Origin of the sequence: Kitasatospora sp. NPDC087315, from assembly GCF_044744345.1 — a bacterium.
In the GTDB taxonomy this organism is placed as follows: Bacteria; Actinomycetota; Actinomycetes; order Streptomycetales; family Streptomycetaceae; genus Kitasatospora.
This window is the reverse complement of record NZ_JBIUYD010000028.1, coordinates 88,384-110,722: the sequence shown is the minus strand read 5'-3', so window position 1 is coordinate 110,722 and position 22,339 is coordinate 88,384. Positions and strand designations below refer to the sequence as shown.

The 22,339-nt window shown below is 74.0% G+C and carries 20 protein-coding genes, 1 tRNA gene and 1 pseudogene; 8 read left to right on the top strand and 14 right to left on the bottom strand.

Translation table 11 applies throughout. The annotated features are described in order from the left end of the window. Window positions 1–70: 70 nt before the first annotated feature. From ACIO5D_RS32250 to ACIO5D_RS32205, 10 genes and pseudogenes are all read right to left on the bottom strand, one after another. Entirely contained in the window at window positions 71–457 is a 387-nt protein-coding gene (locus ACIO5D_RS32250) for a type I phosphomannose isomerase catalytic subunit (protein WP_400799487.1), read from the bottom strand. Between the two features lie 163 nt (window positions 458–620). Next, window positions 621–1,574 (bottom strand): ROK family protein, encoded by a 954-nt coding sequence (locus tag ACIO5D_RS32245; RefSeq protein ID WP_400799485.1) that lies wholly within the window; start codon window positions 1,572–1,574, stop codon window positions 621–623. 101 nt (window positions 1,575–1,675) lie between these two features. Then, a complete protein-coding gene (locus tag ACIO5D_RS32240) occupies window positions 1,676–1,933 on the bottom strand; it encodes a glycosyl hydrolase-related protein (protein ID WP_400659578.1) in 258 nt (85 codons plus the stop codon). Next, entirely contained in the window at window positions 1,888–2,052 is a 165-nt protein-coding gene (locus ACIO5D_RS32235) for a hypothetical protein (protein WP_400799501.1), read from the bottom strand. Before ACIO5D_RS32235 ends, ACIO5D_RS32240 begins: the two co-directional genes overlap by 46 nt. Window positions 2,053–2,106: 54 nt before the next feature. Beyond that, a pseudogene (locus tag ACIO5D_RS32230) lies at window positions 2,107–2,247 on the bottom strand (glycosyl hydrolase); the annotation flags it as partial. 36 nt (window positions 2,248–2,283) lie between these two features. After that, on the bottom strand, window positions 2,284–3,159 hold the full coding sequence (locus ACIO5D_RS32225; protein ID WP_363609367.1) for an ABC transporter permease: 876 nt from the start codon (window positions 3,157–3,159) through the stop codon (window positions 2,284–2,286). Further along, window positions 3,119–3,961 carry an ABC transporter ATP-binding protein gene (locus ACIO5D_RS32220; protein WP_400659576.1) on the bottom strand — a complete coding sequence of 281 codons (843 nt, stop codon included), beginning with the start codon at window positions 3,959–3,961 and terminating at the stop codon, window positions 3,119–3,121. Before ACIO5D_RS32220 ends, ACIO5D_RS32225 begins: the two co-directional genes overlap by 41 nt. Before the next feature lie 17 nt (window positions 3,962–3,978). Next, window positions 3,979–4,383 carry a MarR family winged helix-turn-helix transcriptional regulator gene (locus tag ACIO5D_RS32215; RefSeq protein ID WP_400799495.1) on the bottom strand — a complete coding sequence of 135 codons (405 nt, stop codon included), beginning with the start codon at window positions 4,381–4,383 and terminating at the stop codon, window positions 3,979–3,981. 158 nt (window positions 4,384–4,541) lie between these two features. Beyond that, entirely contained in the window at window positions 4,542–5,852 is a 1,311-nt protein-coding gene (locus tag ACIO5D_RS32210; RefSeq protein WP_400763928.1) for a cytochrome P450, read from the bottom strand. A 201-nt stretch (window positions 5,853–6,053) separates the two neighbouring features. Further along, window positions 6,054–7,376 carry an MFS transporter gene (locus tag ACIO5D_RS32205; RefSeq protein ID WP_363609375.1) on the bottom strand — a complete coding sequence of 441 codons (1,323 nt, stop codon included), beginning with the start codon at window positions 7,374–7,376 and terminating at the stop codon, window positions 6,054–6,056. A gap of 197 nt (window positions 7,377–7,573) precedes the next feature. On the opposite strand from ACIO5D_RS32205, the gene ACIO5D_RS32200 reads away from it, so the two are divergent. Together ACIO5D_RS32200 and ACIO5D_RS32195 are read left to right on the top strand one after the other, a co-directional pair. Further along, a complete protein-coding gene (locus tag ACIO5D_RS32200) occupies window positions 7,574–8,560 on the top strand; it encodes a sugar-binding transcriptional regulator (protein WP_400799482.1) in 987 nt (328 codons plus the stop codon). A gap of 79 nt (window positions 8,561–8,639) precedes the next feature. Next, complete coding sequence (locus ACIO5D_RS32195) at window positions 8,640–9,275, top strand: class II aldolase/adducin family protein (RefSeq protein WP_363609378.1); 636 nt, start codon at window positions 8,640–8,642, stop codon at window positions 9,273–9,275. A 197-nt stretch (window positions 9,276–9,472) separates the two neighbouring features. On the opposite strand, the gene ACIO5D_RS32190 is transcribed toward ACIO5D_RS32195, so the two are convergent. Together ACIO5D_RS32190 and ACIO5D_RS32185 are read right to left on the bottom strand one after the other, a co-directional pair. Next, a complete protein-coding gene (locus ACIO5D_RS32190) occupies window positions 9,473–10,483 on the bottom strand; it encodes an NAD(P)-dependent oxidoreductase (RefSeq protein ID WP_363609380.1) in 1,011 nt (336 codons plus the stop codon). Next, window positions 10,480–12,051 (bottom strand): FGGY-family carbohydrate kinase, encoded by a 1,572-nt coding sequence (locus tag ACIO5D_RS32185; protein WP_363609382.1) that lies wholly within the window; start codon window positions 12,049–12,051, stop codon window positions 10,480–10,482. Before ACIO5D_RS32185 ends, ACIO5D_RS32190 begins: the two co-directional genes overlap by 4 nt. Window positions 12,052–12,314: 263 nt before the next feature. On the opposite strand from ACIO5D_RS32185, the gene ACIO5D_RS32180 reads away from it, so the two are divergent. Continuing rightward, window positions 12,315–13,055 carry a DedA family protein gene (locus ACIO5D_RS32180; RefSeq protein ID WP_400799478.1) on the top strand — a complete coding sequence of 247 codons (741 nt, stop codon included), beginning with the start codon at window positions 12,315–12,317 and terminating at the stop codon, window positions 13,053–13,055. A 94-nt stretch (window positions 13,056–13,149) separates the two neighbouring features. Here the strand turns inward: ACIO5D_RS32180 and ACIO5D_RS32175 are convergent, their stop codons facing one another. Next, on the bottom strand, window positions 13,150–16,353 hold the full coding sequence (locus tag ACIO5D_RS32175; protein WP_400799475.1) for a M28 family peptidase: 3,204 nt from the start codon (window positions 16,351–16,353) through the stop codon (window positions 13,150–13,152). A gap of 320 nt (window positions 16,354–16,673) precedes the next feature. On the opposite strand from ACIO5D_RS32175, the gene ACIO5D_RS32170 reads away from it, so the two are divergent. From ACIO5D_RS32170 to ACIO5D_RS32155, 4 genes are all read left to right on the top strand, one after another. Beyond that, complete coding sequence (locus ACIO5D_RS32170) at window positions 16,674–18,113, top strand: helix-turn-helix domain-containing protein (protein ID WP_400799472.1); 1,440 nt, start codon at window positions 16,674–16,676, stop codon at window positions 18,111–18,113. Window positions 18,114–18,567: 454 nt separating this feature from the next. Next, a complete protein-coding gene (locus tag ACIO5D_RS32165; protein ID WP_363609389.1) occupies window positions 18,568–18,789 on the top strand; it encodes a hypothetical protein in 222 nt (73 codons plus the stop codon). A 100-nt stretch (window positions 18,790–18,889) separates the two neighbouring features. After that, window positions 18,890–20,080 carry an SPFH domain-containing protein gene (locus ACIO5D_RS32160; RefSeq protein WP_363609391.1) on the top strand — a complete coding sequence of 397 codons (1,191 nt, stop codon included), beginning with the start codon at window positions 18,890–18,892 and terminating at the stop codon, window positions 20,078–20,080. 420 nt (window positions 20,081–20,500) lie between these two features. Beyond that, window positions 20,501–21,160 carry a polysaccharide deacetylase family protein gene (locus ACIO5D_RS32155; RefSeq protein WP_363609393.1) on the top strand — a complete coding sequence of 220 codons (660 nt, stop codon included), beginning with the start codon at window positions 20,501–20,503 and terminating at the stop codon, window positions 21,158–21,160. Window positions 21,161–21,222: 62 nt separating this feature from the next. Here ACIO5D_RS32155 and ACIO5D_RS32150 read toward each other — a convergent pair whose 3' ends face one another. Then, on the bottom strand, window positions 21,223–22,035 hold the full coding sequence (locus ACIO5D_RS32150) for a hypothetical protein (RefSeq protein WP_400799469.1): 813 nt from the start codon (window positions 22,033–22,035) through the stop codon (window positions 21,223–21,225). A gap of 184 nt (window positions 22,036–22,219) precedes the next feature. Here ACIO5D_RS32150 and ACIO5D_RS32145 point away from each other — a divergent pair. Continuing rightward, a tRNA-Cys gene (locus ACIO5D_RS32145) sits at window positions 22,220–22,293 on the top strand. Window positions 22,294–22,339 lie beyond the last annotated feature (46 nt).

Sequence of the window (22,339 nt, the reverse complement as noted above, 5' to 3'; positions counted from 1 at the left end):
TCCAGCAGCCGGGCGGTGGACCCGGCCGGGCGGAATCCGCAGAGCGCCTCGAAGTCGCCCAGGTCGCAGATCAGTTCGGGCTTGTGCCCGTGTCCTTGAAGGTGCGGTGCGGGGCGTTCAGCGGAATGCCGCGGGCCTCCTCGGCGGCGAACCCGGTCCGGGCCTGCGCACGGGTGGGGTGGACCTGGAGGGAGAGCGCCCGCTCGGCCGCCAGGACCTTGAAGAGGAACGGCAGTTCCGGGCCGAAGCGCTCCAGCGTCGCGGGCCCGAGTTCGGCCTCCGGGTCCTCGGCGATCAGCCGGTCCAGTGGGCGCGGGCCGTCGCCCTCGTCCAGGCAGGACGGCGCCGACGGGTGGGCGCCCATCCACGGTTCGGCCTGCGGGGCGCCGGTGGGCGCGGTGCCGGTGAGTTCGGGGATCGCGGTGACGGAGCCCCAGGCGTAGGGCTTGTCTGACACTTCGCGTCGCATCAGCGCGCGGCGGGAACTGTCAGACAAGCTCTAATCGCGGACCGGATTGGCGAGGTAGGCGAACGGGGGTCGGGTGGGGGCGGGCACGCCGTTCTCTCGTGACGATTCGTCAGATCGTGTTCAGGAGTTGTGCGGTGAATCGAGGTCGGGGTCAGGAAAGGCCGGCCGCGATCCCGGCGGCGCCGATCAGGCCGGCGTCCGTGCCGAGTTCGGCGCGGCGGACGTCGAGGCCGCGGATGTACGGAAGCGCCGCGTACCGGTCGAGATGGCGGGCGAGCGGGGCGAACAGCGCCTCTCCGGCCGCCGCGACGCCGCCGCCGACGACCACCCGGTCGAGGTCCACCAGGGCGGCGGTGGCGGCGATCCCGGCGGCCAGTGCCTGCGCCGCCCGGTCGAAGGAGGCCAGGGCGACCGGGTCGCCGGCCAGGGCGTCGGCCGCGACGGCGCGCGCCGAGCGGTCGTCCCCCGAGGGGCGCCAGCCCCGGGCGAGGGCGCGCCGGGCGATCGCCGTTCCGCTGGCGATGCCCTCCAGGCAGCCGCGCGAGCCGCACGGGCAGGGGTCGCCGTCGAGGTCGACGCTGATGTGGCCGAGGTGGCCGGCGTTGCCGCTGGGGCCGGGCCGGACGGCGCCGTCCAGGACGAGCCCGGCGCCGACGCCGGTGGAGACCACCAGGCAGAGCGCGTTGTCGGCGCCGCGCGCCGCGCCCCGCCAGTGCTCGGCCGCCGCCATGGCGACACCGTCCCCGGCCAGCGCCACCGGCACCCCGAGTGCCGCCACGGCCGGGTGGGCGGCGGCCTCGGCGGTGAGCGGAAAGGCCCGCCAGCCGGGGATGTTGACCGGGCTGACGGTGCCGTGCACGAGGTCCACCGGGCCCGCGCTGCCGATGCCGACCGCGCTCACCCGCGCCCAGTCGCCGTCCCCGGCGAGGTGGTCCAGGACCCGGTGCACCACGGCGAGCACCTGCCCGGCGGACTCCCGGGCCGGGGTGGGCAGTTGGATCCGTCGGCGGAGCTCCCCGCGGTCGTCGACGAGTGCTCCGGCGATCTTCGTGCCGCCGATGTCGAGGGCGGCGAACAGTGCGGGGCGGGGCGGGTTGACGGTCATCGCGGGGTACTCCAGGAGGGGGTGGGACGGGGGCGGCGCCCCTGCCGCGCGGGCAGGGGCGCCGTACGACGGAACCGGGAACGCCGGACGGCGCGACGGCGTCAGGCGGCCGTGCCGCCGGGGGTGAGGCGCAGCGTGACCAGCTCGAAGGGACGCAGGCCCAGCTCGATGCCGCCGTCCGTCATGGTGACCTCGCCGCGGGTGCCGTCCCACGGCCGCTCCAGCAGGTCGCAGGGCACCGCCCCGGCCGGCGGGAACGAGGTGGTCAGCCGGCCCCGGGCGCGGCCGCCGTTCGCCTCGTGGACCCGGACGATCAGGTCGCCGCTGCGGTCGTCGGCCGGCTTGACGGCGCTGACCACCAGCGCGTCGTCCAGACGCCGACCTCCAGCGGGACGGACTCGGGGTGCACCGCCGGGCGGATGCGCCCCTCCAGGACGCTCTTGAGGCGGGACTCGACCAGGGTGCGGTCATCGTGCATGGCAGCGGGCTCCGTTGCGTTACTGAGGGTGGTGGGTCACGGGGGAGTCGGACGTCAGCGTACGTCGTCGGGGCGGACGACCTCGGTGATCCCGCGGGCGGCCAGGTGCCCCTGGCCCGCCGCGCGTTCGGCGAGGACGGTGGCCGGCCGGGCGCCCGCCTCGGTGAGGCGCATGAATGCCTCGAAGACCGGGCCGGCACTCCTCCCGGGTACTCAGCGGGTCCCGGGTGCTCAGCGGGCGAGGCGTCCGAGCAGCGCGGAGGCGGTGGCGATGCCGACGAGTGCCGCGAACGTGAGCACGCCGAAGTCCAGCCCGAGGTGCGAGGGCGTCCCGACCAGCAGGCCGCGCAGCGCGTCCACCTCGTAGCTGAGCGGGTTGACCCGGCTGACGGCCCGCAGCCAGCCGGGCATGACGGCGACGGGGTAGAGGGCGTTGGAGGCGAAGAACAGCGGCATGGTGATGGCCTGCCCGATGCCCATCAGACGGTCCCGGGTGAGCACGATCCCGGCCACCGAGACCGAGAGGCAGGCGAAGAACGCGGACCCGAGCACCACGGCGAGCGCCACCCCGGCCAGCCGCAGCGGGTTCCAGGTCATCGAGACGCCGAGCAGGGCCGCGATCACCACCACGACCACCGCCTGCACCAGCGCCTTCACCCCGGCGGCGAAGGCCTTGCCGGTGACCAGGGCGGCCCGGGGCGTGGGGGTGACCAGCAGTTTGGTGAGCACCCCGGCGTCCCGCTCCCAGATGATCATGATGCCGTAGAAGATCGCGATGAACATCGCGGACTGCGCGATGATCCCGGGCGCGAGGAAGTCGAGATAGGGGATGCCGCCGGTGGGCACGGCCCGGATCCGGGTGAAGGTCTCACCGAAGATCAGCAGCCAGAGGGCGGGCTGGACGGCCCGGGTGTACAGCTCGGTGCGGTCGTGGCGGAGCTTCTGCAGCTCCACCGCGCAGAGCGCCAGCATCCGGGCCGGCACCACCCGCCAGGCCGGCCGGGCCTGCGGCGGGGTGAGCAGCAGATGCAGCCGTCCGGTGGCCGCGTCGGTGGCCTCGGCCGGGTCAGCCGACCCGGGACGCGGTGGTGCGGGTGCGTCGGACATCGCGGAACTCGCCTCCCTCTCCGGCGGCGTCGCCCAGACCGCTGCCGGCGTAGTGACGGAACACGTCCTCCAGGGACGGCAGACGCCCGCCCGCCCGGGCCAGCCCGGCGCGCAGCTCGTCCGGGGTGCCGACGGCCCGGACCCGGCCGCGGTGCATCAGGCCGATCCGGTCGCAGTGCTCGTCGGCCTCCTCCATGTAGTGGGTGGTGACCAGGACGGTCATCCCGGCGGCGGTCCGTACCTGGTGGATGCGGTCCCAGACGCTGTCCCTGGCGATCGGGTCGAGGCCGATCGTGGGCTCGTCCAGGATGAGCAGCCGGGGCGCGCTGACCAGCGCCTGGGCCAGCTCCAGCCGGCGGACCATGCCGCCCGAGTAGGTGCCCGCCAGCCGGTCGGCCGCCTCCGTCAGGTCGACCGCGGCGAGTGCCTCGGCGACCCGGGCGGCCCGCTCGCGGCGCCGGACGTCGTAGACCCGGGCGAACAGTTCGACGTTCTCCCGGCCTGTGATCGCCGCATCGGCGGACAACTGCTGGGGTACGTAGCCGAGCTGGCGGCGGACGGCCATCGGTTCGCGGGCGCAGTCGTGCCCGAGGACACGGATCATGCCCGGCCGGACCGGCAGCAGGGTGGTGATGGCGCGGATCGCGGTGGTCTTCCCGGCGCCGTTCGGGCCGAGGAGGCCGAACACCTCGCCGGTTCCGACCTCCAGATCGAACCGGTCCAGCGCGCGGGTGGCGCCGAAGGCGTACTCCACCCCGATGCAGGAGACAGCGGCCTCGGCGGTACCCGGACCGGTGGTCATGGTGGGTCTCCTTCCGTTCACAGCCCGTTCGTCCGCAGCCCGTCCGTTCGCAGCCCGTCCGCGAGCCTGCGCAGCGCGGGCAGTGCCGCGTGCAGGGCCTCCCGGTCGGCCTCGGGGAGCAGCGCCACCCGCTCCTCCAGCAGCGCCCGGCGGCGGGCGTCCCAGGCGCCCAGCCGGGCGGTGGCCTCGGCGGTGACGGCGAGGTGGACCGCCCGGCCGTCCTCCGGGTCGGCCTCCCGGGTCAGCAGCCCGGCCCGGACCAGCTGGTTGACCAGGGTGGAGACCGAATTGCCCGCGAGGCAGAGCTCCCTGGCCGCCGCGGACACCCTGATCCCGGGGCTGCCGGCGACCAGTCGCAGCAGTTCCACCTGTGCGCCGCGCAGCCTCGGCGTGGTCAGTCCGCGCCGCAGTCGCCGTCGCATCAGCCGTTGGACACCGGCCAGCAGATCACCGAGCTCACCGGTGAAGCCCTGCCCGTCGGCGACTCGGGAGAGTCCGGGTGGTCCGGGTGGTCCGCTTGGTCCGGTTGATCCGGGCGGTTCCGGGTACGTCACACCATCATTTTAGCTCTCAATGAGAGCTACCTCACAGCCCCCAGCGTGGCCGGGGTGGGCCCGTCGGGGCGGACGGTGATGCTGTAGGCCGCGCCCGTGGGCGTGTGCCGGAAGCGCGGGGTGTGCCGGGGCAGCAGGAGTTCGAGCAGCGCGGTGGTCTCGCGGAGGGCGAACTGGGCGCCCAGGCAGGCGCGGGCCCCGAGGCCGAACGGCAGATAGGCGCCCGGCCGGGCGGGGCGCCGGCCGGGGGTGGTGAAACGGCCGGGGTCGAAGTGCTCCGGGTCCGGCCAGAGACCGGGGTCGCGGTGGGTCAGGTACGGACAGACCAGGACGTCGGTGCCGGCCGCGATGCGGTGGCCCGCCAGGGTGTCGTCCTCGACGGCGTGCCGGGGGAGCAGCCAGGCCGACGGGTACAGCCTGAGCGTCTCGCTGACCAGGGCCTGGACGGCCTCCCGGCGCTCGGGCGAGCCCTCGGCGCCCGCCTCCAGCGCCCGGGCGCGGGCCTCGGGGTGCCGGTCGAGGAGGAGGAAGAGCCAGGTCAGCGTGGTGGCGGTGGTCTCGTGCCCGGCGACCAGCAGGGTGACCAGCTCGTCCCGGATCAGCCGGTCGGTGTACTCGGGGTGCTCGGCACCGGCGTCGAGCAGGACGCGCAGCACACCGGGGCCGTCGGGCCCGGCCGGCGCGCGGCGGGCGGTGTCGATGGCCTGCTGGGCGACGGCGTCGATCCTGGCGAGGTCGGCGGCGACGGCGTCCCGGGCGTCGGCGCCGTCGGCGGGCAGGGTCGGCAGCGCGGCCACCACCGTGGCCACGGAGGCGAGTTCACGCTCGGCGTGGTCGTCCAGGGGGTGGCCGGTGAGCGCGCGCCAGATGGTGTCCAGGGCGAAGCGCCGCATCTCCTCGCCCACGTCGAGGGGCCCGCCGGTGCGCGCGTACCCGGACCAGCGGTCGGCGGTGCGGCGGGCGGCGCCGGCGATCCGCTGCTCGTAGCGGCGCATCCCGGGCCCGGTGAACTGCGACTGCAGCAGCCGTCGTTGACGCTTCCAGGCGTCGCCGGTGGCGGAGAGGACGCCGTCGCCGACCAGCATCCGGGCGCGGTGGGAGCGTTTGACGTACCGGTCCGGGTGGCGGCCGAGCACGTGCTGGACCGCGTGCGGGTCGGTGACCAGGACGGTGGGTGCCGGTCCGAGCCGGAACGCCGAGACGCCGCCGAGCCGTTGCCGGGTCCGGGCCAGCAGCTCGACCAGTTCGGCCTCCTCCGCGCGCCACTGCTCGACGGCCTCGGCCGCCAGCTCGGGGACGGGCGGTGCGGCCGGGGTGCGCTGCGGTTCCGTGTCCACGGGCTTCTCCTCCTCCGGCCGGCGGCCGGTCCGCCTGGCGGTCCGCCGGACCGGGCCGCCCGCCGGAGTTCCGGAGAACCCCGCCTGACGGACCGTCGGTTCGGCGGACCGACTCTATGCCGGCCGGCCCCCGGCCGTGGCCCTGCGGCCCGGGGACCGGCCCGGCGGTGCCCGGCGGGTCCGGCCGCAGGGGTCTCGCGGCTACCTGTCGGCGGCCGCCGACAGCGGTGCGGGTGCGGCTTCCGGGGCGGGGTGGTTACCGGCTCCGGCCTTCGGTTCCTTGAGGAAGAAGGTGAGGACGAGGCCGACCAGGTAGATGCAGGCGAGCACCCAGACGGTGCCGCCGGCGCCGATCGGGCCGACCAGGGCCGCGACGGCCGAGCCGGCGAACTGGCTGAGCCCGGCGCCGAGGTTGAGGATGGCGACCGCGCTCGCGACGTGGCGGGGGGCGAGCATCGGCATGATCGCGGACAGCGGCACGAACGCCCCGAGGGCCAGCCCGTAGACGATCGCGATGCTGATGGTGACACCGAAGTTGGGGCCGGTCGCCTGCGGGACGTAGTAGAGCGCGAGCACCGTCACGAAGCAGCCGAGTCCGCCGCCCCAGGCGATGGTGTTGATGCCGCCGATCCAGTCCGCGACGTAGCCGGAGAGGAGGTTGGCCGCGACGTTGGCCAGCAGCATGGTGCCCCAGATGGTCTGCCACTGGGCCGTGGAGAAGCCGACGTCGCGGGTCATGTGGGTGGTCAGGAACACCACGAAGGCGTAGAAGGACAGGGTGTTGATCAGCCGGACGACACCGCCGATGCCCACCCGGGGGTGCGTCCTGACGATGGTCAGCGCGCTGAGCATCCTGGTCAGCGACTCCTTCGTCGAGGCCGCCGCCGGTGCGGCGGCGCGGGCGCGGACGAGGAAGACGACCATGGCGCCGCCGGCGCCGACGAAGGCCAGCGAGAGCCAGAGGGTGGCCATCTCGCCGATGGCGGGGATGACCGCGCCGGCGAAGTAGGAGCTGATGACGCCGAGGCCGGTGGTGGAGGCGAACCAGTACCAGCTGACGGCGCGGCTGAGCTTGTCCTCCGGCGTTTCCAGGGCGATCCACACCAGGAAGCCGTAGGCGAAGAACGGGTAGCCGAGTCCGCGGATGCCGAAGGTGAGGAGCATGAGCGGGTAGTTTCCGGCGGCCACGCCGACACTCAGGAAGAGCACTTCGAAGACGGCCCAGATGCCGAGGCCCAGCAGCATGACCTTGCGGGGCCCCCATGCCTCGGCGAGGGCGCCGGAGAGCCAGGCGGCGACGGCGACGACGAGGCCGTACACCGTCCACAGCAGGGCGACCTCGCTGCCGGAGAGCCCCCGGGACTCCAGGTAGGGGGAGAGGAAGCCGGACTCGATGCCGTCGCCGACCATGAACAGCATGACGGCGAGGTAGCCGAAGGCGAGCGGGCGGACGATCCCCTGTCTTTCGAGGAGTCCGGGGCGGGCCGCGGCGGTGTCGGCCGCGGTGTGAGAGGTGGGGGTCATGTGTCCTCCGGGGCACGTGACGAGCGCGTGAACATTTGATCAAAACTCGAACCAAAGTGCATGTAATATGAGCTCCACCCCTCCCGCTGTCAAGGCATCGGCGGGCTCTCTTTCGCTGGTCGGCGTGGTGCCCGCCCCCTGTTCGCCGCCCTCTTGACCGTCGGCCGGACTGAGGGCAGGATCTGAACGGAGGATCAATGGAGCGAACAAATGATCACAGGCAGCCACCGCTGGGCAAGATCGCGCGGTTGTACTACGAGCACGGCCTGACCCATCAGGAGATCGCCGATCTCTGCGGACTCTCCCGCATCAAGGTCACCCGGCTCCTGGCGGAGGCCCGCCGGGTGGGCATCGTCGAGATCACGGTGCACAGCGACGACCACCTGTTCGTGGGGCTGGAGTCGGCCCTGGGGCGCGCCTACCCGCTGCGCCAGGCGTGGGTGGGGCCGACCTTCGAGGACGAGGCCCGCGCCGCCCACTCCCTGGGGGCGGTGGCCGCCGAGTGCGTCAGCGCCCTCCTGGAGGACCGGGCGACCGTCGCCGTCGGACTGTCGGCGTCCGTCGCCACCATCCCCAGGCACCTGCGGCCGGGAGCGGCCCGGGACGTGAACTTCGTCCCGCTCACCGGGAGCGGCGGCGGAATCTCCCGCGCGGCCAGCTCCCACGAGCTGGCCCTCGCCTTCGCCGCCGGCGCGGGCGGGTACGCCTACCACCTGCCCGCCCCCCTGCTGGCGCGCACTCCGCAGGCGGCCCAGGTGTGGCGGGAGGACCCGGCCGTCCAGGAGACGCTGGAGCGGGCCGTCTCGGCCGATGTGCTGGTCGCGGGGATCGGCGGGAGGACCGGCCTGCTCGTGGAGAACCTGAGCGCGTCGGACCTGGCCGCCACGCGCGGCCGGGGCGCGGTGGGGGACATCTCGGGCCGGTTCTTCGACGCGAACGGCGCCGCCGTCCCGTGCGAGGTGGACGACCGGCTCATCGGTCTCAGCCTGGCGCAGCTGCGGGCGGTGCCGGTGCGGATCGGTGTGGCGCGCGGCGCCGCCAAGCTGCAGGCCCTCCGGGTCGCGCTGAGCCAGGGGCTGATCAACGTGCTGGTGACGGACAGCAGTACGGCCGAGGGCCTGCTGGCGGCCGCCGGGGCCGACGCCCCGGCCGGTGCGCCCGCCTCCGCCGAAGCGTCTTCGTGAGCACCCTCGCGAGCACCTTTGCGAGCACTTTCGTGCGGCCCCGAGCGGTCGTACGAGCGGTCATAGGAAAGGACATGATGTGAAGCCAGTTCATACCCGTGAGGACCTGTGCGAGCGGCTGGCCGAGGTCGGCCGGCTCGTCGTGGAGCGCGGGCTGGTCCTCGCCAGCGGGGGCAACCTGTCGGCGCGCCTGCCCGGCGGCGACGAGTTCGTGGTCACCGGGGCGGGGACGTGGCTGGACCGGCTGGAGGAGGCCGACTTCTCCGTCATGACCCTGGCCGGGGAGCGGACGGCGGGTGCGGCCCGGCCCTCCAGCGAGTGGAAGCTGCACCAGCGCACCTACCAGGTGCGGCCGGACGTGAACTGCGTGGTGCACCTGCACCCCCAGCACGCGGTCCTGCTGGACGCGCTCGGGGAGCCGATCCGGCTGATCAGCCTCGACCACGCCTACTACGTCCGCTCCGTCGGCACCGTGCCGTACTACCCGAACGGGTCGGACGAGCTGGCCGACGTCGCGGCCGAGCAGGCGCGGCAGCACGACTGCATGGTCCTCTCGCACCACGGCTGCTCGTCGCTCGGCGAGGACATCGGGATGGCCTTCCGGCGTGCGATGAACCTGGAGGAGGCCGCCACCGCGACGTACCGGGCACTGACCCTGGGCAACACCACCGCCGGTTTCCCGGCCGAGGAGCTGGCCGCCCTGCACCACGCGTGACCGGCTGACCTCGACGCCCCGTGGGCGGGCACCCCCTGACGCAGGAGGTGCCCGCCCACGGGGCGTTCCGCCGCCGGACCGACGCGGGCCCACCGCCGGGGCACCGACGGCACGGCGAGCCCGGTGAAGGGCACGGTGAAGGGCACGGCGAAGGCCGCCGACCGGTGGACGGTCGGCGGCCTTCGCCGGAGGGCCGGTCAGGAGGAGGCGAGTTCCCGCGCGTTCGCCACGGCGGCGGGCTGCCCGCCCGTGGCCCAGGCGCGCAGGGCCTGCTCGGCGATCCGGGAGTGCTCGGTGACGACGTCGTCGGACGCGCCGCCGATGTGCGGGGTGAGCGTGACGTTGTCGAGCCGGAAGAGCTCGCAGTCGGCGTCCGGCGGCTCGTTCCAGAACACGTCGAGGCCCGCCCCGGCGATCCGCTTCTCCCGCAGGGCCGTCATCAGCGCGGCCTCGTCCACGACGGCCGCGCGGCCGGCGTTGACGAAATAGGCGTCGGGGCGCATCAGGGCGATCTGCTCGCTGCCGATCAGGCCCACCGTCGAGGCGTTGAGGGGCACGTGCACGGTGACGACGTCGGAGCGGCTCATGAGGTCGTCGAGGGCGACCACCTCCGCGTCGTCCCCGAAGGCGCCCTGCGCCAGGAAGGGGTCGTGGACCAGGACCTTCATGCCGAAGGCCAGCGCCCGGCGCATCACCCGGCGCCCGATCGCGCCGCCGCCGAGGATGCCCAGGGTCCGCCCGCCCAGGCCGATGCCGCGGAAGCGGACGTAGGGCTCGAACAGGTCGTCGGCCTTCCAGTTGCCCTCCCGCATCCAGCGCTCGGCCTCGCCGGTGTGCCGGACGGTGGACAGGATCAGCGTGAAGGCGAGATCGGCGGTGATCTCGGCGTTGCGGGCCGGGGTCGCGGCGACCGGTATGCCGCGCCGGGTGCAGGCGGGCAGGTCGACGTTGACGGGGTTGGCCCGGCAGGAGACGACGAACTTCAACGCGGGTGCCGCCGCCAGGGCGGCCTCGTCGAGCTTGTCCACCTCGCAGACCACGGCGTCCGCCGCCGCGAGCCGTTCGGCGAGCTCCGGCCTGGCGAGGGAGTCGCCCGCCATGGACGGCTCCACGGTCTCGACGTCGAACAGGTCGGTCAGCCGTTCGGCGGCCGCCGGATCGAAGGGCGCGGTGATGAGCAGCCGCATACGGGGCGACGCGTTGGTCACGAGGTCTCCATTCCGTCGGCGCGGACCGCCGACGCTGAGGGGGCAGGGGTGGCTGAGGACGTGGGCGTGGGGGAGCGCAGCTCCCGCAGCGCGGGCCAGACCGGGCGCAGGGCGTCCCGGGCGGCGGCGAACGTGCGTGCCTGGCGGTCGTACAGGTCCCGCAGCGTGGGCTCGGGCCGGAACGTGGCGGCCGGGCAGGCCAGGGCGGCGAGTGCCGCGTCGAGGTCGTCGGCGAGGCCGCCGGCCACCATGGCCAGCGCGGCCACTCCGCGTGCTCCCAGCTCGGGCTCGGTGGAACGCTCCACCGGCTGTCCGGTGACGTCGGCGAGCACCTGGCAGAACAGGTCCGACGAGGCCGACCCGCCCGCGATCCGCAGCGCCCGCCCCCGGACGGGCTCCCCGAGGCACTCGCGCAGCGTGAAGGCGATCCCCTCGTAGACGGCTCGCAGCAGCTGCCCCGGCGTGGTCCGTACGCTCATGCCCAGCCAGGAGGCGGACGCCGCCCTGTCGACGAACGGGGCGCGCTCACCGCTGGGCGAACCGTAGGGGAGGTAGAGGACACCGCCCGCGCCGGGGCCGGCCGCCCGTGCGAGACGCTCCACCTCCGCCCAGTCGCTGGTCTCCAGCCCGGTCACCGTACGGACCCAGTCGAGGTTCGGCGCGCCCGTCATGGGGGCGAGGCATTCGATGACCTGGCGGCCGAAGCCGGTCGCCAGCGTGATCCGGCCCTCGGCGCGGCAGCCCCCGCTGTCCTGGTGGATCGTCCCGGCGAAGGCCGTGGTCCCCACGATGAGGTAGGCGTCCCGGGGCCGGACGGCCCCCAGGCCGACGCCCGCGGCGGCGCTGTCGACCAGGCCGGCCGCCACGGGGACGCCGACCGGAAGGCCGGTGGCGTCGGCGGCCTCGGCGCTGACCGTGCCCGCCGCGGCCTGCGGCGGTCGGACGGGCGCGAGCAGCCTCCGGAAGCGCTGGTGGCCGAGCCCGTCGATCAGCTCGTCGGAGTACGCGCCGGTGGCCACGTCCAGATAGGTGCGCGACGCCTCGGAGGCGTCGGTGGCCACCTCACCCGTCAGCCGGAAGCGGATCCAGTCCTTGCAGTTCAGCTGGTGTGCGGCCCGTTCGACCTGCTCGGGGCGCTCCTCCGCCAGCTGTTCGAGCAGGACCGGCAGGGCGCCGGGGAACAGGGCGGAGCCGGTGCTCCGGCGCACCAGCGCGGCGCGGCCGTCCCGTTCCCACCGGGCGACCCGGCCGGCGGCCCTGCCGTCCATCCAGATCACGGCCGGCCCGCACGGGTGGCCGGCCGCGTCCACCAGCCACGCGCCGTCGCCCTGCCCGGTCACCCCCACCGCGACGATCTCCACACCCTCGCCGGCCTGCCGGACGGACTCCCGCACGGTGGTACGGACGGCGGACCACACCTCGTCCATGTCCTGCTCCACCCGGTCGCCGTGGCGCGCGACCCGCAGGGGCACGCGTGACCAGCCGAGTTGTTCGCCGCTTCGCGCCAGGACGACAGCCTTGACCGCGGTGGTGCCGGCGTCGATGCCGACCACTGCCTGCCGAGTCACTGATGGACCTCCCACAGCCGAGCCCACCATCACTGAACAATAGTTCAAGAGATGATCTAAAGTACGGTGAACTTAGGCGTCCGGGCCGCGGTAGTCAACCGGCCCCGCCCGCCCGCCGCTCGCCGGGCCACGTGCGCCGTTCCCGGACGCACCAGGACCTGTCCGACGATTCGCGTGCGCGTGGCGGGAATTGTCGGACAAGCCCTAAAGTGGCCGGAGGGCCACGCAGACCGGTGGTCCGGCCGCACCGGCTGGGGTGACGGATGGCCTTCGCGCTCGATGTGACCAGCGGGTCCTCGCTGCTCGCCGCCTACGGCGCGCTGGCGGTCCTGGTGGTGACCTTCGTCGAGGCGGGGGTGCCGGTGGTCGGTTTCCTCGTCCCCGGTGACACGCTGCTCTTCCCGGCCGGGGTGCTCTGCGCCTCGGCGCCCACGGCGGCCGAGCACCACGGCCCCTACCTCACCCTCTGGCAGGTGCTGCTCTGCGCGGCGGTCGGCTCGGTGGCCGGTACCCAGCTGGGGTTCGTGCTCGGGCGGCACGGGGGCCGGGCGCTCACCGCGCGCGGCCGGGGCCCCCGGCTCAGGACCGCGGTGGACCGCTCGGAGGACCTGCTGCACCGCTACGGGCGGCGCCGGGCGATCGTGCTCGGGCGGTTCCTGCCGATGGTGCGCTCCGTGCTCGGGCCGCTGGCCGGCGCGCTGCGGGTGCCGACCCGCACGTTCGTGCTCTGGCAGGTGGTGGGCGGGCTGCTCTGGACCCAGGGCACGGTCCTGGCAGGCTTCGCGCTGGGCGCGTCCTTCCCGCAGGTGGGCGACTATCTGCTGCCGGTGGTCCTGGTTCTGGTGGTGGTCTCGGCGCTGCCGCTGCTGCTGTCCCGGCACAGGCGGGGCGGCCCCCCGGAGCCGACGGCGGGGCCCGGCCCTGGGCCGGGAACGAGGCCGGGAAAGGAACCGGAGCCGGAGTCACGGCCGGGTCCGGGTTCCAGGCCCCGGCCGGGGGAGTGACGGGCCCGCCGCCGACGGGCGGCCGGGCCGGTGTGAACGCGGCCGTGCCGCGGTTCGTCCCCCTCGACGAACCGCGGCACGGACCCCCTCTGTGTCAGAGACGCTGCCACAGGGCCGGGACGATGGGCGGCTCCCAGCCGACCTGGGCCTGGTGGCCCTGGAGGCATCGGTAGCTCACCCCGCCGTAGGTCACGACGTCGCCCGCCTGGTAGGTGGTGCCCGCGGCCCAGGTACCGCCCGGGTTACCGGGATCGGTGCCGACGACCAGCGAGTAGGTGGTGCTGTGGGCGACCGAGCCGGTGCCGGTCACCGTGATGCTGTACGTGCCGGCGGCGGCCGAGGCGCCGACCGAGACCGTCATGGTCGCGGACGAGCCGGACTGCACCGAGGACGGGCTGAACGAGACCGTGACGCCGGCCGGCGCGCCCGAGGCGGTGAGGTTCACCGTCTGGGCCGAACCGGCGGTGGTGGCGGTGGACACGGTCGCGGTGGTGGAGCCGCCCGGGGTGGCGTTGCCGGTCGCCGGGTTCACCGCGACGGAGAAGTCGTTGGTCGGCACGGTGCCGCCGACCGAGGTCTTCCACACGGTGTACGCGACGCCGTCCGCGCTGCGGTTGAGGACGGTGGCGTCGATGTTGCCGGTGGTGTCGCAGGACTGGTGGTAGCAGGAGTCGTAGGCCCGGTTGGCCGTGCCGCCCCACTTCGCCGCCTGGGCCGAGGTCTTGACGGCGCTGGCGCCGGCCGCGTAGCCGGAGGTGGGGATGCCGGCCTGCTGGAACGAGTAGTCGTCCGAGCGGCCCTGGCCCTCGACGTTCTCCTCCGGCTGGAGGTTCAGCGAGTCCCAGTACGCCTTCATCGGCGCGGAGGTGGTGGAGCCGATGTTGTTGATGAAGTAGCCGGCGTTGGGCGAGCCGACCATGTCGAAGTTGTAGTAGCCCTTGATCGCGGCGCGCTGGGCCGAGCTCAGCTGGCCGACGTAGGACTGGGAGCCCTGGAGGCCCTGCTCCTCACCGGTCCACCAGGCGAACCGGACGTGCCGGGTCAGGCTCGGGTTCTGCTGCGCCAGGACCAGCGCGTTCTCCAGCAGCACGGCCGAACCGGAGCCGTTGTCGTTGATGCCGGGCCCGGCCGCCACGCTGTCCAGGTGGGCGCCGAACATGGTCACCTGGTCGGCCGGGCCGCCAGGCCAGTCGGCGATCAGGTTGTTGGAGGTGTAGGTGCAGGAGGTGCAGGTCTGCTCGCTGACGGTGTAGCCGGCCGCCTGGAGCTTGCCCTTGATGTAGGCGAGCGACTGGGAGTGCCCGGCGCTGCCGGCCCGCCGGTTGCCGCCGTTCTGCGAGGCGATGGTGTTCAGCTGGGTCAGGTGCGCCTGCACCTTGGCCACGTCGATGTCGGGCGCGTTGCCGCCGGGGTTGCCGCCGCCGACCGTCAGCGTGTACTGCGCGGTGTGGGTGGCGCTCCCGGTGCCGGTCACCGTGATGGTGTACGTGCCGGCGGGCACCGCGGCGGACGTCGAGACGGTCATCGTGGCGGACGAACCCGCCTGCACCGAGGACGGGTTGAAGGAGACGGTGACGCCGCTGGGTGCGCCCGAGGCGGTCAGGTTGACCGTCTGCGCGGTGCCCTGGGTCACGGCCGTGGTGACCGTCGAGCTGGTCGAGGCGCCGGGCTGGACGGAACCGGAGGCCGGGCCGAGGGCCAGCGAGAAGTCGTTGGTGCCGTTGGTCGTGCAGGTCGGGTCACCGGTCTGCGCGGGCACGCCGACCGCGTCCCAGGCGGCCTTGGCCCGGTTGAAGAAGGTGCAGCTCGGGTCGAGGCTCTTGGCCGCGGTCAGGGTCGCGGTGCGGTACCGCTTGTACGTCATGCCGCTGGTCTTGAGCAGCATGCCGCCGTAGAAGATCCGCCCGGCGTCCCGGATGCCGACGCCGGTCACCGAGGAGTTGTTGCAGGTCGGGCTGGTCGGCTTGCCGCCGCCCGGGTTGGAGCCCTCGGCGAGCAGGTAGAACCAGTGGTTCAGCGGGCCGGCCGCGGCGTGCTCCTCGGTGTTCGGGATCGAGGAGGAGTAGCAGTTCGGGTTGTTGCCGACCAGCGAGGGGTTGTACATGTTCCGGATCGGCCCGTTGCCGACCAGGTTGATCATCTCGCCGACGGTGTAGTCCGGAGTGTCGTACGGGGCCGGCTCGTTGGCGTACGCCTCGGTGAGGGCGCCCATGATGTCGCCGGTCGCCTCGCCCAGGCCGGACTCGTTGTTGGCGCCGCCGGGCGTGTACTGGTCGAGGCCGTGGCCGAACTCGTGGCCGACCACGTCGATCGCGGCGATCCACTCGTTGGCGTTGTTGTGGCCGATCGAGACCGAGGAGCCGTCCCAGTAGGCGTTGACGTCGTTCAGGCCGACCTTGACCGGCCAGCTGCCGCCGTTGCCGTTGTGGCCGTTGCGGCCCAGCCAGTCGCGGAGCATGTCCCATTCCTTCTGCGCCGCGAACATGACGTCGGCGCAGCCGGTCTCCTTGCTGGTCGGGTTGCCGGTGCCCCAGGAGTCGCTGGACTTGCTGAACACCTGGCCGGTGCTGTAGTCGGCGCAGCTGAGCCCGGGCCGGCCGGGGTCGCGCAGCGAGTACGAGCCACCGGAGTTGGTGGTGCTGATGGTGACCGGGGCGGGGCCGTTCCACTTGCTGTTGGCGGTGCCGGCCCGGACGTCGTCGTAGCTGTCGACGACCTCGCCGGTGCGGGCGTCCACGAAGACGTGCAGCCGGCTGGGGGCGGTGGCGGTCCGGCCGGTGAGCACGGTCTCCCAGGAGAGCCGTCCGATGCCGTCCTTGACCCGGACGACCAGACGGCGCGACTCGACGCCGTCCACGGTCGCGAGCCTGGTCCGGGCGGTCTTCTCGGCGTCGGCGGCGCTCACCACGGGAGTGGTGGAGCCGCCGACCGGCCCGGAGGCGGCCGACTGGAGGCCGCGCACCCGGCCCTGGCCGTCGGCTATGACGACGGCGTCGCCGCCGACCACCGGCAGGCCGTGGTAACTGCGCTCGTACGCGACCGAGTACAGACCGCCGAGCCACGGGGTCACCGCGGTGCGCTCGTAGGTCTCGCCCGGGCCCTTGGCCAGGGCGTCCAGGCCTGCCGCGGCGGCCTGGTCGGCGGCGGAGACGGCCGCGGCCAGTGCGCTCGGTGGAGCGGCGGCCGGACCGGGGTCGGCGGCGGCCTGCCCGGCGCTGGTGGCGGCGAGCATTCCGGCCAGAACGGTCAGGGTGGTGGCTGCGGTCAGCAGCCTCCCTGCTGTCAGTCTGTGTTGCATCGAGGCTCCTCGAACGTGGGGGTCCTCGACCGCGGACGACGTGCCAGTGCCGCACCGCAGGCCGCATCGGGGGGCGGCCGTGCGGGCCGTCCGCGCTCGGGTGACCGGAACCCTCACACACCGTCATGTTCGGGTCAACGGAAGTCGCAGCAGTTCAGAGGGGTTGGCAAGTTCTGTCAAGTCTTCGATCCCGCACAGAGGTTGAGACCACCTTAAGGAAGAGGTTGAGACCACCTCATGTACGGATCGGGCGCTCGTCGAGTACCGTCCTCAGAGTCGGAAGACCGCGAAGGGCGGGGAGGACTCGGGGGAGGAAGCCCGTGCACCGGAACCGCGCAGACGCGCCGTCCGCGGCGTCCGCCGCCGACCTCTGGCGGGCCTTCGGCGCCCGGCTGCGCCACTGGCGCCGACGCGCCGGCCTCACCCAGGCCCAGCTCGGTGCCGAGATCGGCTACGACCACACCGCCGTCAGCAAACTCGAACACGGCATCCGCAGGGTCACGCCGAGGATCGCCGACCGGCTTGACGAACTGCTTGCCGCCGGAGGCGAGTTGCGTACCGCCTGCGACCGGGCCGAGGATGCCGAACAGCGGGCCGCCCAGCCCCCGCCGCCCGCCGCGGCCATCCCGTCCGGCCTCTTCCGCCCGCCGCTGCCCGGCGGCCCCCCGCCGGCGGCGCCGCTGCCGCCCCTCCCGCCCGGCCGTCCGCCGGGCCGGCTCCCCGACTACGGCCTGCTCTGCCCGCTGCACGGCGCCGCCGGCTGCGCCGTCCCCGACGCCGCCGACATCGCCGAACTGCACGCCGCCTTCTGCGCCGCCGACCCCGCCGCCCCGCCGCCCCTGGACGCCGACACCGCGCACGCCCTCACCGGGCTGCTCGCCGCCCACCTGCGCTCCGGCGAGGACCGCCCGCACCCAGGCCTCGCCGCCGCCGTCGAACGCACCCTGCACGCCGTCCTCGGCCGGCTGCCCGGCACCCCCGCCGACCGCCGCCGCCCGCTCGCCCTGCTCGCCGCCGAGTACGCGCACGCGGCCGGGGCGCTGCGCATGCAGCACGGCCGCAACGCCACCGCGATGGCCTGCTTCGACCGCGCGCTCGGCTGGTCCGAACTGGCCGACGACCCCGCCACCCAGGTCGCCGCGCTCAGCGACATGAGCACCCTCGCCCGCCTGGACGGCGACGCCGCCGCCGCCCTCGGCTACGCCCGCGAGATCGGCCGTGCCGCCCCCGGCCGGCACTGGGCCGGCGCCATGTCCCAGGTCGGCCAGGCCCGCGCGCACGGCCTCGCGGGCGACGTCCGGGAGACCGTCCGGCACATCGCCCGCGCCCGGCTGCACCTCGACCACATCGGCGAGCGCGACGAGTCCGACGCGCCCTGGCTCTCCATCGCCTCGATGCACCTGCGGGTGGAGTCCGGGGCCGCCGCCGCCCTGCGCGACGTCGCCGCCGCCGTCGGCGACCCGCGGCTCGCCCAGCGCGCCCTGGACGCCGCCCGGACGGCGCTGCGCCTGCTCGGCCCGGCCCAACTCCCCGCCACCCGGCTGCTGTTCACCGTCCGGGTCGCCGACTGCCACCTCTGCGCCCACGACCCCCAGGCCGCCGTCTCGCTGCTCGGGCCGGCTCTGGAGGGCGCCACCCCCGGCCTGCCCGCGCTGGTCGGCCACGAACTGCGCGGCCTGCGCGGCCGGCTGGTGGCCCAGCGCCACCGCCGGCCCGAACTCGCCGACACCGCACACCGCCTGGCCGAACTCGCCGGCTGAACGGCCCACCCCGCCCCCGCCCCGGCCGGGCGGGAGGGGCATTCCTCCCGCCAGGTGCCCGACGGGTCGTCACCGATGGTGCCCGGGGGAAAGAGGGGTGCGAGCGCCGGAGCGAGGAGTGTCGGCAGCGGGCCGGAGCGCCCGGAGGCGACCCGGGGGAAAGGAAGGGCCCACCCCGGCCCCGGTGACCCACCGCGACCGGCTTCCCGTACGCGGTGCCCACCTCGTCCGGGCCGGGTGTCGGCGGCCCGGGCCCGCCCTTCGGCCGGTGGTCTTCCGGTGGGCCCGGAGTACCGTGGAAGACATCGGGGACAGTGTCGCCGTCGGCTGCCGCCGCCGGTGTTCCCGAGAGTCGGAGAAGCCGGAGGTGTGGGCCTCCGGGAGGCGGTGTCGCCGCGTGACAGTGCACGGTCCGGCGCGACGGCGGCCGGAGACATTCCCGGTGCGAGGGCGTATGGACGAGATCGACGACTCCTCGCGGAGCCCGGTCGGGGCGGTCGGCAGGGTGACGGTGCCGATCCCGTCCGACGGACCGGGCGAGGTGCTGGTCGCGCTGCGGGGTGGATCGGAGGCGTTCGCGGCGTGGGCCGCACAACCGGTCGGCCGGGACGCCCGGGTGGTCGTGGTCGACATGATCTCGGCCCGTTCGGTGCTCGTCGAACTCCTGCCGTCCTGAACCGGGACGAGCCGGAACCGGGACGAGCCGGAACCCGTGCGGCCGGAACCCGCGCGGTAGGAAGCAGTACGAACCCGTGTAGTACACCAGGTGGTCAGTCATGTTGTTCTGGCACGTTCCCGCCCCCAACGAGGCGATGCTCATCTCCGGGTCCAAGCGGCAGTCGCAGGACACCCAGTTCCGGATCGTCACCGGGCACGGGAGCTTCGTGCTCCCCGTGAAGCAGAAGGCCCGGATGCTCTCCCTCGCCCTGCAGGAGGCGGAGATCGCGGAGGACTGCGTGACGCAGCAGGGGATCCGGCTCACCGTCCGCGCGGTCTGCGTGTTCAAGGTCGGCGACGACGCGGTGTCGATCGCCAACGCCGCCCGCCGCTTCCTGTCCGAGCAGAACCAGATGGAGGAGCTGGTCGGCCGGATCTTCGCCGGGCACCTGCGCTCGATCATCGGCGGGCTGACCGTGGAGCAGATCATCCGTGAGCGCAGCCGGGTCGCCCAGGAGGTCATGGCCGGCAGCCACGGCGAGATGGAGAAGCTCGGCATCGTGGTGGACGCCCTGCAGATCCAGGAGATCGAGGACGCCACCGGCTACATCGACAACCTCGCCGCGCCGCACGCCGCGGCGGTCGCCGGCCAGGCCCGGATCGCCCGGGCCAAGGCGGACCAGGAGGCCACCGAGCGCGAGCAGCAGGCCGCCGCGCTGAAGGCCGAGTACGAGCGTGACACCGCGATCAAGCGGGCGGGCTTCCTGGCGCAGACCGAGGAGTCCAACGCCCGCGCCGCCCAGGCCGGCCCGCTCGCCCAGGCCCGGGCGTCCCAGGAGGTCATCGAGCAGCAGACGGCCCTCGCCGAGCGCCAGGCCGCGCTGGCGGCCCAGCGTCTGGAGGCGGAGGTCCGCCGCCCGGCCGACGCCGAGGCGTACCGGCAGCGGACGCTCGCCGAGGCGAGCCGCGACCGGGCGAAGTTCGAGGCCGACGGCAACGCCTACACCGAGCGGACGATCGCCCAGGCCCAGGCCGATGCCAACAAGGCCCGGGCCGCCTCGCTCCGGGACGGCAACCAGGAGCTCATCGCGGCCAACCGGGTGGTGGAGAACCTGCCGGCGCTCGCCGAGGCGGCCGCCCGCGGCATGGCCGGAGCCAGCCTCACCGTGCTGAACGGCACCGACGGCGTCAACCAGCTGGCGGCCGGCATCGTCGGCGAGGGCCTGGCCATCCTGCACTCCCTCCAGCCGGGGGTGGCGGCCCCGGCCGTCAACGGAAGGCCCACTCCCCGCACGCCCGAGAAGACCTGACCGCCGGGTGCGGCCCGGCAGTCCGAATATTCCGGGCAGTTGATATTCCCGGATCTCGCGGATCTCGCGGACCTCGTGCGGGGTTTTCTCGCGCGAGGTCGATCAACAGTCCTCAATTAGGAATTATTGTCATACCCGCACGGAATTAATGCGCCGTGCGAAGTATTTCCTCCGTGTAACAGCCCCGGTGGTCACATTGCCGTGATCCGGTCTGCCAGAATCCACCGTGCTCGACTGCACCGAGCAGGGACTCCTGATTCCGTGGGCCGATTCGGCACGCCCAGGCGGATGACGGGCGAATCGACGGCGGGGTTGAAGATGACGCTCTCTGAGCATGGTTCCGCTGTTCTCCCCCCATCGGGTCCGGAGGGCCGCGATCGCCGGGCGGAGCGCCGCCCGTGGACGCTCATGTACCACTCGGTGGACACCGAACCCGAGGACCCCTACCTCGTCACGGTGCATCCCGACCGGCTCCGGGGCCAGCTGCGCTGGCTCTCGCACAGCGGCCTGCGCGGGGTCTCCGTCGGCGAGCTGGAGCGCGCCCACGCCGCCGGCACCGCGGCCGGGCTCGTCGGCCTCAGCTTCGACGACGGCTACCGGGACTTCCTCGACCAGGCCGTGCCACTCCTGGCGGACCACGGCTTCACGGCGACCGTCTACGTCGTGGCGCGGAAGATGGGCGCCGACAACGACTGGGACCGCGAAGGGCCGCGCAAGCCCCTGATGACCGCCCGGCAGGTCCGCGCCGTGGTCGACGCCGGGATGGAGGTCGGCTCGCACAGCCTCACGCATGTCGCCCTGGCCGGTCTCGCCCCCGAGCGGCTGACCGCCGAGGTCGCGGAGAGCCGCAGCATCCTCCAGGACGTCACCGGCTGCGCCGTCGAGGGCTTCTGCTACCCGTACGGGTCCTTCGACCCGGCCGCCGTCGGGGCCGTCGAAGCGGCCGGCTACACCCACGCCTGCGCCGTCAGCCCCGGGGCCGCGGCCGGCCCGCACACCCTCCCGCGCAGCTATGTGGGGGACCGCGACGGCCCGCTGCGCCTGACGGCCAAGTACCTGCGCCACCGCTGGACCCGCTGACGCGACCGGGCTGCCGCGACCGGGCGCCGGGCCGCAGCCGGCCCGGTGCCCGGCCGTGGGTCTCACTCGCCGGTCGCCGGCTCCAGGCGGAGCCAGGAGGCGTGCCACAGCAGGCCGCACTGGCGGTCGCAGCCCGTCTCCGGCAGCGGCTCGCCGCCGCACCGCAGGCTGTCCAGGACGTACCAGTCGCCGCCGACCGGCCGCTGCCACCAGGCCAGCGCCCGGTGGCCCACGTGGGTCGCGCCGTGGCGGGTGCCCGCGAACCTGGCCATGCCGGGGTGGAACGGCACCCCGTGCAGCCGGCCCGAGCCGTCCAGCGTGGCCTGGATCTCCGGGAGGCTGCGGACGGTGGCCCGGTAGTCGGACGGGATGACGTGGGCCGCCTCCGCCGTGGACGGCTCCAGCCACTCGTCCCGGAAGAGCAGGGCGCAGGCCAGCCCGCAGCCCCGCGTCCGGTCCGCGCCCAGACAGGTGGCGCCCGCCAGCGTCGTGGTGGAGGAGAGGCGGCGCATCCGGTAGTGGTCGTCGACCATCCGCCGGACGATGTGCTCGACCCGGTAGGTGCGGCCGCAGTACGACCACTGGCTGTCGGTGAACCAGAGACCGCGGTGGCGGTCCTGCTCGTCGAGGGTCGCCCGGACGGCATCGGCGTCCTTGACCCGCACCCAGTCGCCGACCGCGAACGCCGAGGGGCGGCCGGGCGCTGGCACCCCGGCGTGGCGCTCGCGGGCCTCCTCGCGCGCCATCCGGGCCTGGCGGACGAGGCCGAGCGGGGGGAGGTCCCGCAGCGGCAGGCTCTTGTACTGGCAGCGGGCGGCCGGCCCGGTGAATACGGGGCTGACAGAAATGGCCGGCTGGGAATCCTTGACCGTCACGTGTGAATCCCATCTTCTCGGATCGGGGGCACTGCACGCAGCAGGTTACCGCCGGGACGAGTGGCGCGCGGAAACGCCGGGCGGAGCGTGTGTCCGGAAAGGCCCGGGGAGGCGGCGCGGCGTTTTCCCGTGTGTCGGGGTGCGGGATTTCCGGAGCATTGCCCTAATGTTGCACACGTCGCCCGGTGGAGTGGCCGAGAGGCGAGGCAGCGGCTTGCAGGGCCGCGTACATGGGTTCGATTCCTATCTCCACCTCCAGCGCCCCGACCGGGGCCCGCTCACGCGGCGCCCGCCGGATCTCCTG